At 75.0% G+C, this 15,720-nt stretch carries 14 protein-coding genes; 9 read left to right on the forward strand and 5 right to left on the reverse strand.

Features of this window, described 5'->3' with window-relative positions; all coding sequences use genetic code 11:
- The first annotated feature begins 98 nt into the window (after positions 1–98).
- Both BD833_RS10255 and BD833_RS10260 read left to right on the forward strand, forming a co-directional pair.
- Positions 99–545 (forward strand): DUF4383 domain-containing protein, encoded by a 447-nt coding sequence (locus BD833_RS10255; protein WP_166533019.1) that lies wholly within the window; start codon positions 99–101, stop codon positions 543–545.
- A 144-nt stretch (positions 546–689) separates the two neighbouring features.
- On the forward strand, positions 690–1,901 hold the full coding sequence (locus BD833_RS10260) for an acyl-CoA dehydrogenase family protein (protein ID WP_166533020.1): 1,212 nt from the start codon (positions 690–692) through the stop codon (positions 1,899–1,901).
- A gap of 72 nt (positions 1,902–1,973) precedes the next feature.
- Here BD833_RS10260 and BD833_RS10265 read toward each other — a convergent pair whose 3' ends face one another.
- Positions 1,974–2,174 (reverse strand): hypothetical protein, encoded by a 201-nt coding sequence (locus tag BD833_RS10265; protein ID WP_166533021.1) that lies wholly within the window; start codon positions 2,172–2,174, stop codon positions 1,974–1,976.
- A 156-nt stretch (positions 2,175–2,330) separates the two neighbouring features.
- Between BD833_RS10265 and BD833_RS10270 the strand changes: the two genes are divergently transcribed.
- Both BD833_RS10270 and BD833_RS10275 read left to right on the forward strand, forming a co-directional pair.
- Positions 2,331–2,840 (forward strand): SigE family RNA polymerase sigma factor, encoded by a 510-nt coding sequence (locus tag BD833_RS10270; protein ID WP_166533022.1) that lies wholly within the window; start codon positions 2,331–2,333, stop codon positions 2,838–2,840.
- A gap of 1 nt (position 2,841) precedes the next feature.
- A complete protein-coding gene (locus BD833_RS10275; protein ID WP_166533023.1) occupies positions 2,842–4,281 on the forward strand; it encodes a hypothetical protein in 1,440 nt (479 codons plus the stop codon).
- Between the two features lie 79 nt (positions 4,282–4,360).
- Here BD833_RS10275 and BD833_RS10280 read toward each other — a convergent pair whose 3' ends face one another.
- A complete protein-coding gene (locus tag BD833_RS10280; RefSeq protein ID WP_166533024.1) occupies positions 4,361–4,576 on the reverse strand; it encodes a hypothetical protein in 216 nt (71 codons plus the stop codon).
- Between the two features lie 120 nt (positions 4,577–4,696).
- Between BD833_RS10280 and BD833_RS10285 the strand changes: the two genes are divergently transcribed.
- Positions 4,697–5,647 carry an acyl-ACP desaturase gene (locus tag BD833_RS10285; RefSeq protein WP_166533025.1) on the forward strand — a complete coding sequence of 317 codons (951 nt, stop codon included), beginning with the start codon at positions 4,697–4,699 and terminating at the stop codon, positions 5,645–5,647.
- 25 nt (positions 5,648–5,672) lie between these two features.
- On the opposite strand, the gene BD833_RS10290 is transcribed toward BD833_RS10285, so the two are convergent.
- On the reverse strand, positions 5,673–6,188 hold the full coding sequence (locus tag BD833_RS10290) for a GNAT family N-acetyltransferase (RefSeq protein ID WP_166533026.1): 516 nt from the start codon (positions 6,186–6,188) through the stop codon (positions 5,673–5,675).
- Positions 6,189–6,354: 166 nt separating this feature from the next.
- Positions 6,355–7,905, reverse strand: coding sequence for an LCP family protein (locus BD833_RS10295; protein WP_166533027.1), 1,551 nt, complete (start codon positions 7,903–7,905; stop codon positions 6,355–6,357).
- 153 nt (positions 7,906–8,058) lie between these two features.
- On the opposite strand from BD833_RS10295, the gene BD833_RS10300 reads away from it, so the two are divergent.
- From BD833_RS10300 to BD833_RS10310, 3 genes are all read left to right on the forward strand, one after another.
- Positions 8,059–8,859, forward strand: a complete 801-nt coding sequence (locus BD833_RS10300; RefSeq protein WP_166533028.1) for an exodeoxyribonuclease III — start codon at positions 8,059–8,061, stop codon at positions 8,857–8,859.
- Positions 8,860–8,909: 50 nt separating this feature from the next.
- A complete protein-coding gene (gene yaaA / locus BD833_RS10305) occupies positions 8,910–9,656 on the forward strand; it encodes a peroxide stress protein YaaA (RefSeq protein WP_166533029.1) in 747 nt (248 codons plus the stop codon).
- A 140-nt stretch (positions 9,657–9,796) separates the two neighbouring features.
- The gene (locus BD833_RS10310; RefSeq protein WP_166533030.1) at positions 9,797–12,424 is read left to right on the forward strand and encodes a SpoIIE family protein phosphatase; all 2,628 of its coding nucleotides are present in this window, start codon (positions 9,797–9,799) and stop codon (positions 12,422–12,424) included.
- On the opposite strand, the gene BD833_RS10315 is transcribed toward BD833_RS10310, so the two are convergent.
- Positions 12,421–14,232: a DEAD/DEAH box helicase gene (locus BD833_RS10315; RefSeq protein ID WP_243737575.1), complete on the reverse strand. Its 1,812-nt coding sequence runs from the start codon at positions 14,230–14,232 to the stop codon at positions 12,421–12,423. The genes BD833_RS10310 and BD833_RS10315 overlap by 4 nt on opposite strands.
- A 63-nt stretch (positions 14,233–14,295) precedes the next feature.
- Here BD833_RS10315 and BD833_RS10320 point away from each other — a divergent pair, with 63 nt between their 5' ends.
- Positions 14,296–15,714: an amidase gene (locus tag BD833_RS10320; protein ID WP_166533031.1), complete on the forward strand. Its 1,419-nt coding sequence runs from the start codon at positions 14,296–14,298 to the stop codon at positions 15,712–15,714.
- Positions 15,715–15,720 lie beyond the last annotated feature (6 nt).

Below are 15,720 nucleotides of genomic sequence, written 5' to 3' on the forward strand. Positions count from 1 at the left end.
CCGGACGGGGGACGGCCGTTACTCGCGCCCGGCCAGGGGTACCCGTGCTGCAGCTCCCGTCAAGAACCTGGCGGGCGCCCACCATGGGAGGAACAACGATGTCTGCAGCAGCCGGCAACACCGGTGCCGACCGCCGGGGCATGACCTGGCCTCAGATGCTGGCGCTCGCCATCGGCGCCATCTACCTGATCGTCGGGATCGTCGGATTCTTCGTCACCGGCTTCGACGACTTCTTCGCCCACGACACGGACGAGACGATCCTCGGCTTCGAGGTCAACCCGTTCCACAACGTGGTGCACATCCTGATCGGTGCGGCCGGGCTCGCCCTGTCCCGCACCCTCGCCGGCGCCCGCACCTACGGCTGGCTGCTGGCGGTCGGCTACGGGGCCACCTTCGTCTACGGCCTCTTCGCCGTGGACCAGGAGTGGGACTTCCTCAGCCTCAACTGGGCCGACAACTGGCTGCACCTGGTCAGCGCCCTGGCCGGCCTGGTCATCGCACTGGGCCCGGTCCGCGACGCCGTCACCGGCCGCACGCGGACCTGAGCACTGACCCCGCCCCTCCGGGGGCGGGGCGGACCACCGGAGCCGGGTCCTGCCGTTCCCCTCGGGGACGGCGGGGCCCGGCTCCGCCCGTCCCGGCGAGACCCCGATGCGACGGCCGTCACGTCCGGCGCTACGTTGCCGGGCATGGACTTCGCTCTCTCGCCCAAGGCCGAGGACGTCTGCGCCCGCGCCTGGGACTTCATGCGCGAGCACGTGTTCCCCGCCGAGCCGGTCTACGAGGCCTGGCGGGCCGAGCGCGGCCACGACAACCACGAGCACCCGCCGGTGCTGGAGGAGCTCAAGGCCGAGGCCCGCAAGCGCGGCCTGTGGAACCTCTTCCACCACGAGGTGGGCGGGCTGACCAACCTGGAGTACGCCAGTCTCGCCGAGATCACCGGCTGGTCGCCGACGATCGCCCCGGAGTCGATGAACGTCGGTGCCCCGGACACGGGCAACATGGAGACGCTCATGCTGTTCGGGACGCCGGAGCACAAGGAGCGCTGGCTCAACCCGCTCCTCGAGGGCGAGATCCGCTCCGGCTTCGCGATGACCGAGCCCGACGTCGCCAGCTCCGACGCGCGCAACATCCAGACCTCGATCGTCCGCGACGGCGACGAGTACGTCATCAACGGCCGCAAGTGGTGGACCTCCGGAGCCGCCGACCCGCGCTGCGCGATCTTCATCGTCATGGGGAAGACCGACCCCGACGGCCCGCCGCACCGGCAGCAGTCGATGGTGCTCGTCCCCCGCGACACCCCGGGCCTGGAGATCATCCGGCACCTGCCGGTCTTCGGCTACCAGGACCAGCACGGCCACTCCGAGCTGCGGTTCACCGACGTCCGCGTGCCGGTGAGCAACATCCTCTCCGGCGAGGGCGACGGCTTCATGATCGCCCAGGCCCGGCTGGGCCCCGGCCGCATCCACCACTGCATGCGGGCCATCGGCATGGCCGAGCGGGCGCTGGCGCTGATGGTGGAGCGCAGCAAGAACCGCGTCGCCTTCGGCCGCCCGCTGTCCGAGCAGGGCACCGTGCGGGAGGCCATCGCGCTGTCCCGGATCGAGATCGACCAGGCGCGCCTCTACGTGCTGAAGACCGCCGACCTGATCGACAAGTACGGCGCCAAGGGCGCGCGCACCGAGATCTCCGCGATCAAGGTCGCCGCCCCGAAGGTCGCCCTCGACGTCATCGACCGCGCCATCCAGGTGCACGGCGGGGCGGGCGTCAGCAACGACACCGTGCTCGCCCGCTTCTACGCCAGCGCCCGCACGCTGCGGATCGTCGACGGCCCGGACGCGGTGCACATCCGCGGCGTGGCCAAGGAGGAGCTGGCGCGCGAGCGCCCCTTCGCCGGCTGAGCCGCCGCAGTCCACGACCGGTGCCCCGGGCCGCGCGCGGTCCGGGGCACCGGTGCGTCCGGGCCCGGGCGGTCAGGGCGTGAGGGTGCTCCCGAACCCGCCGCCGGCCAGCTTGGCCATGAGCTGGGTCCGGTCCAGCCCTACGCCGGCCAGGGCGTCGCCGTCCCGGTCGGTGTCGATCTCGTCGGCGAAGCGCTGCTCCACCTGGTCGGCTGTGTCGTTGTCACCCTCGGTGCGCAGCATCCGCACCAGCTCCTGCTTGTCGAGCTTCACCGCGATCTCCCTCGCCTCGTCCTGGCCGGAGTGTGGTCCCGGTCACCGCCGGCCGCAACGGCGTCCCGGGAAGGCCCGAGGTCACGGTCCGGTCACGGCGGCGTTCGTCCGCCGGCGCCCGAGGCGTCCTAGCCAGTGACGACGAGGGGAGACCCGGTGGGACGAAGGGACGAGTCCGCCTTCGAGGCGTTCGTCGCGGCACGGTCCGGTGAGCTGCTCCGGACCGCCGTGCTGCTGACGCGCGACCGCGGTCATGCGGAGGACCTGCTGCAGACCGCGCTCGTGAAGGCCTACCGCCGGTGGGGCCGGATCACCGGCGACCCCTTCCCCTACGTGCGCCGGGTGCTGGTCACCACCGCCGCGAGCTGGTGGCGGCTGCGCAGCACCCAGGAGATCGTGTCCATGCCGGCGCACGACCCGGCCGCTCCGGACGCGACCGACGCCGTCGCCGAGCGGGAGCGGATGGCCCAGGCGCTGGCCACCCTTCCGCCGCGCATGCGGGCGGTACTCGTCCTCCGCTACACCGAGGACCTCAGCGAGGCAGCCACCGCCGAGCTGCTCGGCTGCTCGGTCCACACGGTGCGGAGCCAGACCGTCCGGGGCCTCGCCCGGCTGCGCACGGTCCTCGGCGCCGCGGCATCCGCCACCGTCTTCGAGGAGTGCTGACGTGACCATCCCCGACAGCGAGCTGGAAGCCGGCCTGCGGAACCTGCGCGCCCGCGCCGACCTCACCGCACCTCCCCCGGCCGACCTCGCCGAGCGCACCCGCGCCCGGTACCGCGCCCAGCGCCGGTCACGGACCGCGCTGGGCGCCGGCGCCCTGGTGGTCCTGGCGGTCGTCGTCGGGGTGCCGGTCGCGGCCTCCGGCCTGCTCAGCGGCGACCGCGGCGGCGAGGTCGCGGTGCCGAGCAGCCCGGCCCCGGAGCCGGCGCCCGCCCTCTACGACCTGCCGACGCGCGGCTCGCTCGCCGGGGACGAGGAGTGGGTGGCCGGCGTCCGGGAGCTCGACTGGATCCCCCCGGAGCTCGCGGACCAGCTGCCGACGAGCGCCGAGCTGCCCGAGCCGCCGGTCGGGAGCCGCCGGGTCGCCTGGGCGGGCGAGGTCGCCGGCACCCGGGTGGCGCTCGTCCTCGGCCGGGCCGAGCAGGGGTTCGTGGGCGGGAGCGGGCAGGAGGGCCTGGTGCAGACCTGGTTCACCGGCGACGGCGACGCCGCGCCGGAGGAGATGGCGCCGGTCGGCTATCCCGGGTCGGACCCGGGAACGGGGCCGGCGATGCTGTTCGCCGCTCCGTACGGGGCGCCCGAGCAGCGCATGGTCGTGGTCGTCGGCGCACCCGGGGACGAAGCCGTGGTGCTGACCGGCCGGACGGTGACCGCCTCGGCCGACGTCGTCGACCGGTGGGAACCGGTGCCGATGGAGGAAGGCGCCGGCGCCCTGGCGCTCGGCGCCTCTTCCGACTGGCCGACCGGCATCCCCGTGGAGCTGTCCCGGCCCGGCGAGAGCCGGCCGCTCCCCTCGCATGTCACCACCGGGGAGGACCTGGTGAGGGCCTGGAACGAGCCGGTGGAGATCGCCGATCCCCGTGGGCTGCGCGGGCTCGTCCAGGAGGACGTGCTGCAGCAGGCCGTGCAGCAGCTCGCCGGGCGGTACGGGCTGCCGCTCCGCGACCTCCGTCCGACCCTGCTCGCGGCCGGCTCCGTCGGGACCGGTTCGGACTCCCTGAGCGGTGAGCCGGAGACCCGGACCCTGCTGGTGGGCCTGACCTTCCCCTCGGGTGCGACGGGGGCCGCGTTCGTCGACTACTGGACCGACTCCTACGACATGGCGCAGGAGGACTCCTTCGGCATCGTGCTGGCCCCGGCCGGCACCCCGCTCCTGGAGCAGGTCTTCGCGGTGGCGACCGCGAGCACGGTCACGGTCAGCGGCCCGGCGTCCGGCGTCCTGGCCGAGATCTACCTCGCCGACGGCACGCTGCACGCCACGGTGCCACTGGTGGACGGCGCCGGCGTGGGCCCGCTGGCGCCACCGGCGGCCGAGCGGGTGCGGATCCTGGACGGCCGCGGCGCGGTCGTCGCCGAGGCGCCGCTGTCGGAGCTCGAGGGATGAGCGCCCGGCACCCCTGACGGCGTCGCCGGCGCGGTGCTCCTGGCCGGGCCGGGAGGCCGTTCCACGGCGGTCCGGGTGGTCAGGCCCGCCCGGACCGCCGGACGAGGAGGCCGCCCACGGCGGCGAGCGCGACCGCGACGACCAGCTGGCCGATCCCCACTCCGGCCTGGTCGCTGGCGAACCAGGTAGGGGAGGAGACGAGGAGCACGAGGGCGACCCCGAGGAGGAGCAGTCCGACCAGGCGCTCGCGGCGGGCGTTGCGGGTGACGGGCGTGCCGGGGGAGGGGTCGGTCATGCCGCCAGCCTGCCAGGCAGGTCCGGGCGTAGCGGCAGGGCGGACGGGGAACTCCAGTCCGGGCACGGCCGCACGCGCGGGATCTGCGACGATGCGAACCGAGCCGACCCGGAGGTCCCCATGGCGCAGACGTCCCCGCAGGCAGCCGTCCTGACCGAGCTCGAGCCGGTCGTGGCGGAGAACCTCGACCGGCACATCCGGATGGCGAAGGAGTGGCATCCGCACGACTACGTCCCGTGGGACGAGGGGCGGAACTTCGCGTTCCTCGGCGGCGAGGACTGGTCGCCCGAGCAGTCGCGGCTGGACGCCACGGCGAAGGCCGCGATGTTCGTCAACCTGCTGACCGAGGACAACCTGCCCAGCTACCACCGCGAGATCGCCACCCGGTTCGGCCGGGACGGCGCGTGGGGCCAGTGGGTGGGCCGCTGGACGGCGGAGGAGGGGCGGCACGGCGTCGCGCTGCGCGACTACCTGGTCGTCACCCGGGGCGTCGACCCGGTCGAGCTGGAGCGCGCCCGCATGGACTACATGACCACCGGCTACGACTCCGGCGACAAGAGCCCGCTCGAGGCGGTCGCCTACGTCTCGTTCCAGGAGCTGGCGACGCGGGTCTCGCACCGCAACACCGGCAAGGCCACCGGCGACCCCATCGCCGACAAGCTGCTGGCTCGCATCGCCACCGACGAGAACCTGCACATGATCTTCTACCGGAACCTGGTGACGGCGGCGTTCGACATCGACCCGGACGAGACGATGAAGGCCGTGGCCACCGAGGTCATGAGCTTCGAGATGCCCGGCGCGACCATGGCGAACTTCCGCCGGAACTCGACGATCATCGCCAAGGCCGGCATCTACGACCTTCGGCTGCACCACGACGAGGTGGTCAGCCCCATCCTGCGCACCTGGAAGGTCTTCGAGCGCAGCGACCTCGGGCCGGAGGGCGAGCAGGCCCGCGAGCGGCTGGCCGCGTTCCTGACCGGCCTGGACGCCGAGGCCAGCAGGTTCGTGGAGAGCCGGGAGCGGATGCGGGCCCGCATGGCGGCCAAGGGCGAGACCGCCGTCCAGGTCTGACGCCGGCGGCCGGCCGCCCGGCGGGTCAGAGGCGGCAGGCCATGACGATCTCGTCGCGGTCGTCGCCGGGGGCGACCCGGATCGCGCCGGGCAGCCGGCCGACCTCGACGTAGCCCAGGCCCTGGTAGAAGTCGTCCACCCCGGTGCCCCCGCGGGCGGTCAGGTGGAGGAACTCCCACCGCCGCTCCCGCGCGATCCGGTGCACGCCCTCCATCAGCACCCGGCCCAGCCCCTGGCCCTGCCGGGAGGGGTGCACCTGCACGCGCAGCACGGTGCCCCAGTGCCGGCGCAGCGGGCTCAGCGACCCGACGACGCTCGCGAACCCGGCGACGGCGCCGTCCACGGTGAGCAGCGCCAGCACGTCGCGGCCGGAGTGGACGCCCTCCAGCAGCTTGTCCAGCAGCGGCTCGACGTCGACCCCGCTCACCGGCGGCACGAACCCGACGGCTCCACCGGCGTTGGTGACATCCACCCAGCAGCGCAGCAGCTCGCCGCGCAGCGTGTCGTCGACGGTGGAGACGGGGCGGACGTCGGCGGGCACAGCGGCATTCTCCGCTCCCCCACGGGGCCGCCCACCGCCGGGGCAGGCCGAGCGGCTCAGCGGCCCGCCCGTCCCGGCTCAGCCCTTCCGGCTCGGCGGCTCAGCCGTTCCGGCTCGGCGGCTCAGCCGTTCCGGCTCGGCGGCTCAGCCGTTCCGGCTCGGCGGCTCAGCCGTTCCGGCTCGGCGGCTCCCCCTCGGCCCGGGCCTCGGCCGCGCGCGCCGGGTCGTACGCGCAGGCGTCGGTGATGTCGGCGACCGGATCCGCCGGCGGCTGCGCCCCGGCACCGTCCGACGTCGGCGCCGACGTCGGCGGGGCGGGGGACGACGTCGAGGGTGCCGACGGGGAGGGCAGGGACGGGGGCGGCGGGGAGAGCGCCTCGTCGACCAGCTGCCGGATCTGGTCGTAGTCGGGGTAGGCCGGGTCGATGACGGTGTCGTCGAACACCACGCTGCGGATGTCGGCGTCCTTCACCAGGAACCCGAGGTCGACGAAGTCGTCGAGGGCCCAGCGGGGGATGTCGGTGCTGACGATGTCCTCGGTGGTCGCGGCCAGCTCCCGGTACTGCTGCAGGACGGTCATCGGGTCGGCTGCGTCCACGATCGCGGAGATCGTGCAGCGCTGCCGCGCCATGCGGTCGTAGTCGCTGAGGCCGAACCGGCCACGGGCGTACTGCAGCGCCGTGTAGCCGTCCATGCGCTGATCCGGCCCGGGAGCGATGTAGTCGTCGGGCAGCTCACCGGTGCCCGGATCGCCGTTGATCGGCACGTAGTAGTTGACGTCCACGGTGATGCCGCCCAGCGCGTCGACCAGCCGGCTGAAGCCCTCGAGGTTGACCAGCACGTAGTAGTCGATCCGCAGCCCGAGCGCCTCCCCCACGCCGAGCTTCAGGAAGTCCGCGCCGGGGTTGTCCGTGGCGCCCAGGACGTCGGGGTACCAGGCCGGCCCGTTGCGGTAGACGGCGTTGAGCAGGCTCTCGCTCTCGCTGCCGGCGTCGAAGCCGTCGGGGTAGACCTCGGCCAGCGGCGAGTCGGCCGGGAAGGGCAGCTCCTCGAGGTTCCGGGGCAGGCTGAACAGCACCGTGTCGCCGGTGTCGGTGTCGATGCTGGCCACGATCACCGTGTCGGTGCGGACGCCCTCCCGGCCCTCGCCACCGTCCCCACCGAGCAGCAGGACGTTCACCCGCTCCCGGCTGGGGAACGGGTCCGGCGCCTCCGGCACGGTCGCCGACCGCCGGTCCTCGGCGAAGACGCCGTCGATGAGGTCGCGCGAGGTGAGGGTGAGCTGCCCGGCCAGGACGGCGGGGGCGGCGATCCCGGCGACGAGCGCGGCGACCACGAGGCCGCCCACCGCCAGCCGGCCGCGCGACGTCCCCGGCGGCACGAGCGCCCGGTAGCCGGCGACGACCACGACGGCCCAGAGCAGCGCGAGCACGCCGATGCCGACGGTGGCCCAGAGCAGGACGTCGGTGTCCACGGCGGAGCGGGCCGCGTACCGGCGGCCGGCCGTGGCCAGCCAGATGCCCCCGGCGACGAGCAGCAGGAAGACGACGAGGACGACGGCGCCGAGCCGGCGCCGGCCCGCGGCCAGCAGACCCGTGCCCGGGACCACCGCGTTGAGCACGGTCCAGCCCAGCGCCGATCCGAAGCTCCGCCGGCGGCCGGCGCCCGAGGCCCGGGCACCACCGCCAGGGGCCGGAGACGTCGTGTCGGCGGTCATGCCGCTCCCCCTCGTCCTGGCCCGCACATCCGGCCATGATCGCATCGTTTCGCCAGGTGGGGGTGCCGCGGCCGGGGCCGGCGGCCTCCACCGCCCGATCCGGGGACCCGGGCCGGAGGTTCCCCGCTCCGTCCGGCCGTAAGCTCGGCATCCGTGCGCCTGGCCACCTGGAACGTCAACTCGATCCGCACCCGCGCCGACCGCGTGGCGGCCTTCCTCCAGCGGCACGACGTCGACGTGCTGGCGCTCCAGGAGACCAAGTGCCGGGACGACCAGTTCCCCGAGATGGTCTTCAGCGCGATCGGCTACGAGGTGGCGCACGTGGGCCACTCGCAGTGGAACGGGGTGTCGGTCCTGTCCCGCGTCGGGCTCGAGGACGTCGAGGTCGGCTTCCCGGGGATGCCGCCGTGGTCGGCCAAGGAGGGCGCCGAGCCCGCTCCGGAGGCGCGCGCCCTGGGCGCCACCTGCGGGGGCGTGCGGGTCTGGAGCGTGTACGTGCCGAACGGCCGCACGCTGGCCGATCCGCACTACGCGTACAAGCTGGAGTGGCTGGCCGCCCTCCGGGAGACCGCCGCCGGCTGGCTGGCCGACGCCCCGGCCGCGCCGGTGGCCCTCGTGGGCGACTGGAACATCGCCCCGCAGGACGACGACGTCTGGGACATGGCGGTCTTCAGCACCTCCACGCACGTCTCCGCGCCCGAGCGGGCCGCCTTCCAGGCGGTGGTCGACGCCGGGTACGCCGACGTGGTGCGCCCGCACGCACCCGGCCCCGGCGTCTACACGTACTGGGACTACACCCAGCTGCGCTTCCCCCGGCGCGAGGGCATGCGGATCGACTTCGTCCTGGGCTCCCCCGCCCTGGCCGAGCGGGTCACCGGCGCCTTCATCGACCGCGAGGAGCGCAAGGGCAAGGGCGCCAGCGACCACGCGCCGGTCGTCGTCGACCTCGGCTGATGCGGACCGACCCCGTGGGGAGTTCCACGGGGTCCCTAGGCTGGCGTCCCGTGCTCGTCCTGCTGCCGCCGTCGGAGACCAAGGCCCCCGGTGGGGACGGCCCGCCGCTCGACCTGGCTGCGCTCCGCGCTCCGGAGCTCACCCCGGTCCGCGCGCGGCTCACCGAGGCGCTGGTGTCCCTCGCCGGCGACCTCCCCGCCTCCCGGGCCGCGCTGGGCCTCTCCCCCCGCCAGGACGACGAGATCGCGCGGAACGCCGCGCTGCTCACCGCCGGCACCCGGCCGGCGCTCCAGCGGTACACCGGCGTGCTCTACGACGCCCTGGACGTCGGCTCGCTGACCCGCGCGCAGCGCTCGCGCGCCGACCGCCGGCTGGCCGTCGGCTCGGCGTTGTTCGGGCTGGTCGGCGCGGCGGACGGCATCCCGGCCTACCGGCTCTCCGCCGGATCCGCGCTCCCCGGGCTGCCCACGCTGCGCGCCCTCTGGCGACCGGCGCTGCAGCCGGTGCTGACGCAGGTGGACGAGCTGGTCGTCGACCTGCGCAGCGGGTCCTACGCCGCCCTGGCGCCCGCGCCCGGCGCCGTGACCGTCTCCGTGCTCAGCCGGCGACCCGACGGCAGCCGGTCCGTGGTGAGCCACTTCAACAAGGCGCACAAGGGCCGCCTGGCCCGGCTGCTGGCCACCACCACGGCGGAGCCCGGCGACGTCGGGGCACTGCGGCGCCTGCTCCGGCGGGCGGGGTTGCACGTGGAACATGACGGCGGCACCGCGCTGGAGCTGGTCGTCCCGGCCGGATGAGGCCGATCTCTCGCCGCAACTCCCGGGGGTTGGTTGCACGCAACCCTCCTCCCGTGACATAACTGCTGAGGCCACGCCACCCGAGCACACGCGGTGCGCTGGCCCGGGCATCCGGCGACGGTCGGGGCGGAAGGGCTTCGGTGGACGTAACGGACCGCACGGTCGTCAGCAGAGGCCGCAGCCTCGGCGATCGCGCGGCGGCGCAGCTGCGGGGCGACCGCGACCGGGTGGCCGCGGCGCAGCGACTCCGCCCCTACCGCGACGGCAGCGGCCTGGACCGACTGGCCACCCTCGCCGCGCATCTGCTCGGCACGTCCGGCAGCCAGGTGTCGTTGCTCGGTGCGACCCAGCTCGTCGCGGCCGGCACCGGCGCCGCCGCGGTGGGCAGCACCGGGCCACTGGAGGAGTCGCTCTGCACGATCACGGCCACGCTGCCGCCCGGTGAGGCGCTGGTCGTCTCCGACGCCGCCGCCGACGAGCGGGTCAACACCCTGCCGCCGGTGCGCACCGGCGTCGTGGGGGCCTACCTGGGCACGGTGCTGGCCGACGCGGCCGGCCGCCCGATCGGCGCCCTGTGCGTGTTCGACCCGGAGCCCCGCCCGTGGGCACCCTCGGAGATCGCCCTCCTGCAGCAGCTCGCCGCGTCGGTGGTCACCGAGCTGGAGCTGTCCACGCTGGTGCGGCAGTACGAGGACGACCGGGTGCGCTGGGAGCTGGCCACCGAGGCCGGCGAGGTCGGCACGTTCGACTGGGACCTGACGACCGGGCAGCTCATCTGGGACGAGCAGCTGATCACGATGTTCGGCTACGACGCCGACGACTTCGACCAGACCATCGACGCGTTCAACGCGCGGCTGCACCCCGACGACGAGGCCGCGGTGAGCGAGGCGCTGCAGCACGCCATCGACACCTGCGGGGACTTCGACGCCACCTACCGCGTGGTGCGGCCCGACGGCGAGACCCGGTGGGTGCACGCCCGCGGGCGCGCCCTCCCCGACCACCAGGACTCCGCGGTGCGGCTCCTCGGCGCGGCGTTCGACATCACCGGGGCGCGGGAGGCGGCCACCCTCGTCACCCGGACGCTCGAGGCGATGCCGGCCGGCTTCTACAGCCTCGACCGGGAGTGGCGGTTCACCCACGTGAACGCCGAGGCCGAGCGGCTGCTGCAGGCGACCCGCGACGAGCTGCTGGGCCGCGTCCTGTGGGAGGCGTTCCCCGACGCGCTGAACAGCGTCTTCGAGGCGAGCTACCGGGAGGCGGTGGCCACCGGCCAGCCGATCGCGTTCGACGCCTACTACCCCGCGCCGCTGGACGGGTGGTACGAGCTGCGGGCCTGGCCCAGCCCCGACGGCCTGTCGGTCTACTTCCTGGAGGTCACCGAGCGCCGCCGGGTGCAGGAGCAGGCGGAGCGGGCCGCGCAGCGGCTGGCGATCCTGGCGAGCATCAGCGCCGACCTCGCCGGAGGCCTCGACCAGCACGGAGCCATGGCGCACCTGCCGGAGCTGATCGTCCCGGCGCTGGCCGACTTCTGCATCGTCACCCTGGTCGACCCCGACGGCCGCCCGCGCGACGTCGGGAGCTGGCACCGCGACCCCGGGAAGCAGGCGCTGCTGGAGCGCTACACCCGGGTCCGCCTCGACGCGATGCCGGCCGATTCCCCCGCCGCGGTGTCCCTCCGCACCGGCCGGCAGAACCGCTGCCCGGGGTCGGTGGTGATCGACATGCTGGCGCCCGGGGAGGCCCGCGACCTGGCGGCCGAGCTGGCCCCGCGCGAGGCCATCGTCCTGCCGATGCGCGGCCGCAACCGCACCCTCGGCCTCCTCACCGTCTACTTCGACGCGGAATCCCCCATCCTGGCGGAGAACGTGGCCACCGCCCAGGAGGCAGCCGACCGGGCGGGCATGGCCCTGGACAACGGCCGGCTCTACAGCGCGCAGCAGCAGCTCGCCGAGGGGCTGCAGCGCAGCCTGCTCACCGATCCGCCGGAGCCGGACCACGCGGAGATCGCGGTGCGGTACCTGCCGGCCGCCGAAGCCGCCCGGGTGGGCGGTGACTGGTACGACGCCTTCATGCAGCCCGGTGGCGCCACCATGCTGGTCATCGGCGACGTCGTCGGGCACGACACCGAGGCGGCGGCCGCCATGGGGCAGCTCCGCGGGCTCCTCCGCGGCGTGGCCACCTACAGCGACGCCGGGCCGGCGGAGGTGCTGCGCGGGCTGGACGCCTCGATGACCACGCTGCAGATCCCGACCCTGGCCACCGCGGCCGTCGCCCGCTTCGAGCAGACCGCCGAGGAGTACCGCAGCGGGGTGACCCGCATGCGCTGGGCCAACGCCGGTCACCTGCCCCCGCTGGTCATCGAGCCCGACGGCACGGTGGCCGACCTGACCGAGTGGACCGGCGACCTGCTGCTCGGCGTCGATCCCGGGGTCCGCCGCCGGGAGACGGTGCTCCCGCTCCGCCGGGGCTGCACCGTGCTGCTCTACACCGACGGGCTCGTGGAGCGGCGCGACTCCGATCTCGACGCGGGCATCCTGCGGCTGCGCGAGGCCCTCATGGAGCTCTCCGACCTGCCGCTGCAGGAGCTGCTGGACGAGCTGCTGGAGCGGCTGGTGCAGGGCCGCCCCGAGGACGACGTCGCCCTGGTCGCCGTCCGGCTGCACCCGCAGGACGGGCCGCGGCCGGCGGAGGCCGGACCCGTCCGGATCCCGCCCACCGTCCCGCCGGACCCGGCCCTGGACCCGGGGTTCGAGCAGCCTGCGCGCTAGGCGCGGTCGCGCCGGACCTGCGCCTTGCGGCCCTTGATCATGGTGGCCCGCAGCGCCTGCACCACCTCGTCGGCGGCCGACTCGGGCACCTCCACGAGCGCGAACCGCTGGTGGATCTCGATCGAGCCCACGTCCCGCCCGGTGAGGCCGGTCTCGCCGGTGATCGCGCCGACCAGGTCGCCGGGGCGGATGCCGGCGTCCCGGCCCACCCCGACGAACAGCCGCGTCGCCGGCCCGCCGGCGGAACGCCCCGCCGGCCGTCCGGGCCGCTCGTCGCGCCGGCCGGTCCCCCGGCCCGCCGGACCCCGGCCGCCGTCCCGCTCGGGACGGAAGGAGACCTGCGGGATCTCCTCGTCGTCGTCGACCGGCCCGGCTGCCTCGTGCGCCAGCTTCACCGCCGCCAGGGCGACCTCCATGAGGTCGAACTCGTCGGCGAGGGTCTCCACGACCACGCGGAAGCGGTCCAGGTCGTCACCGAGCAGGCTCTCCCGGAGCGCACCCCGGGTGAGGTCGAGCCGCCGGGCGCGCAGGTCCGCGACCGTGGGGACGGTCTGCACGGAGATCGAGGCGCCGGCGACCTTCTCGATGGTCTTGAGCATCCGGTGCTCGCGCGGCTCGGCCAGCGTGATCGCCACGCCCTCGCGGCCGGCGCGGCCCACCCGGCCGATCCGGTGCACGTAGGCCTCCGGCGCCGAGGGCACGTCGTAGTTGACGACGTGGGTGAGCTGCTCGATGTCCAGGCCGCGGGCGGCGACGTCCGTGGCGACGAGCAGGTCGGCCGTGCCGCCGCGCAGCCGGCCCATCACCCGGTCGCGCTGCTCCTGGCTCATGCCGCCGTGCAGCGCCTCGGCCCGGTACCCGCGGCCGTTGAGCGTCTCGGTGAGCGAGTCGACCTCCTCGCGGGTGCGGCAGAAGACGATCGCCGCCGTGGGCGCCTCGACGTCCAGGATCCGGCCCAGCGCGGCCGGCTTGGCGCCGCGGGGCACGACGTAGGCGGTCTGCCGGATCCGCGGCGTCTCCCCGGGCCGGGCGGTCTCCCGGGCGATCGTGATCCGCACCGGGTCGCGCAGGTGCCGGCGGGCCAGCGCGTCCAGCCGCCGGGGCATCGTGGCCGAGAACAGCACCGTCTGCCGCTGCTCCGGGGTCGCGTCGAGAATGGCCTCGAGGTCCTCGGCGAAGCCCATGTCGAGCATCTCGTCGGCCTCGTCGAGCACGACGGTGGCGACGTCCCCGAGCTGCAGCGCACCCCGGTTCAGCAGGTCCAGCGCCCGCCCGGGGGTGGCGACGACGACGTCGACGCCGGACTCCAGGGAGCGCAGCTGCCGGACGATCGGGGCGCCGCCGTACACCGGCAGGACGCGGGCGCCGAGATCCCGGCCGTAGCGGTGCAGCGCCTCCGACACCTGGACGGCGAGCTCGCGGGTGGGCACCAGCACCAGCGCCACGGGCGGGCGCTCGGTGCGGTGCGCGGCCATCCGCTGCAGCACCGGCAGGGAGAAGGCCGCCGTCTTGCCGGTGCCGGTGGCGGCCTGGCCGAGCAGGTCGCGCCCCTCCGCGAGCGGCGGGACCGCCTCCTGCTGGATCGGGGTAGGTTCCTCGTACCCCAGGGCGGTCAGGGCCTTCAGCAGCTCCGGGCGCAGCCCGAGGCCCTCGAAGGTGGCGGTGCCGTCGAGGGCGGTGCCGTCAGGAGCGGTGCCCTCGGTCGCGGTGCCCTCGGTCGCGGTGCCCTCGGTTGCCGTGCCCTCGGTTGCCGTGCCCTCGGTCGCCGTGCCCTCGGGGGCGGCGGGGGTGTCTCGTTCGTCGGTCATCGCGGTCCATCGTTCCCTGGGCGGGACGCTCCCGCGCACCCGGCCGTCTGGCACGCTGCCGGGGTGAGCGCCGACGACGACCTCTGCACCCGCCCGGCGACGGAGCTGGCCGCCCTGGTGCGCGCCCGGGAGGTGTCGGCGCGCGAGCTCCTCGAGGCCCACCTCGCCCGGATCGAGCGGCTCAACCCGTCGCTGAACGCCGTGGTGACGCTGGACGCCGAGGGGGCCCGGGCCGCCGCCGACGCCGCCGACGCCGCACAGGCGGCCGGGGAGCCGCTCGGCCGGCTGCACGGCCTGCCGGTCGCGCACAAGGACACCCACGCCACCGGCGGCATGCGCACCACCTGGGGCTCCCCGCTGCACCGCGACACCGTCCCCGCCCGCGACGAGCTGGCGGTGGCGCGCCTGGTCGGCGCCGGGGCCATCCGGGTGGGCAAGACCAACGTGCCGGAGTTCGCGGCCGGGTCGCACACCTTCAACCCGGTCTTCGGCGTGACGCACAACCCCTACCGGCACGGGCTCTCCGCCGGTGGGTCCAGCGGCGGCGCCGCCGCGGCGCTCGCCGCCGGGCTGGTCCCGCTGGCCGAGGGCAGCGACATGGGCGGCTCGCTGCGCAACCCGGCGGCGTTCTGCAACGTGGCCGGGCTGCGGCCCACCCCCGGCCGGGTGCCCACCTGGCCGGCGCCGATGGCCTGGTCGACGCTGTCGGTGCAGGGCCCTATGGGCCGGACCGTCGCCGACGTCGCCCTGCAGCTGTCCGTGCTGGCCGGCCCGGACCCGCGGGTGCCGATCGCCCTCGACGACGACCCCGCCGGGTTCGCCGCCCCCCTCCCCGACCGGCTGGACGGCCTGCGGGTGGCGTGGACGCCGGACCTGGGCGGCCGGGTGGCGGTCGACCCCGCGATCACCGCCACGCTGACCGCGTCGCTGGGGGTCTTCGGGGAGCTCGGCGCCGTCGTCGAGGAGGCCTGCCCCGACCTCTCCGGCGCCGACGAGGTGTTCGGCACCCTGCGGGCCTGGCTGTTCGACGCGACCTTCAGCGAGCTGGCCCGCCGGCAACCGGAGCAGCTCAAGGAGTCGATCCGCTGGAACGCGGCGCTGGGCGCGAGGCTGACCGGCTCCGACCTGGCGCGGGCCGAGCGGCTGCACACGACGCTGTTCGAGCGGGTGGTCGCCTTCTTCGAGCGCTACGACGTCCTGCTCGCCCCCACGACGCAGGTCCTGCCCTTCCCCGTGGAGGTCGAGTACCCGACCGAGATCGCCGGCGTCCACCAGGACAACTACCTCGAGTGGATGCGGTCCTGCACGGTCGTCTCCGCCACCGGGTGCCCGGCGCTGTCGGTGCCCGGCGGCTTCACACCGGACGGGCTGCCGGTGGGGCTGCAGGTGATCGGCCCCGCCCGCGCCGACCGGCGGGTGCTGGAGGTCGGCCACGCCTTCGAGCAGGCGACCCGCTTCGGCGAGCGCCGCCCCGCCCTCTGACCTCCT

The sequence above is a fragment of the Blastococcus xanthinilyticus genome (assembly GCF_008124835.1).
GTDB lineage: Bacteria > Actinomycetota > Actinomycetes > Mycobacteriales > Geodermatophilaceae > Blastococcus > Blastococcus xanthinilyticus.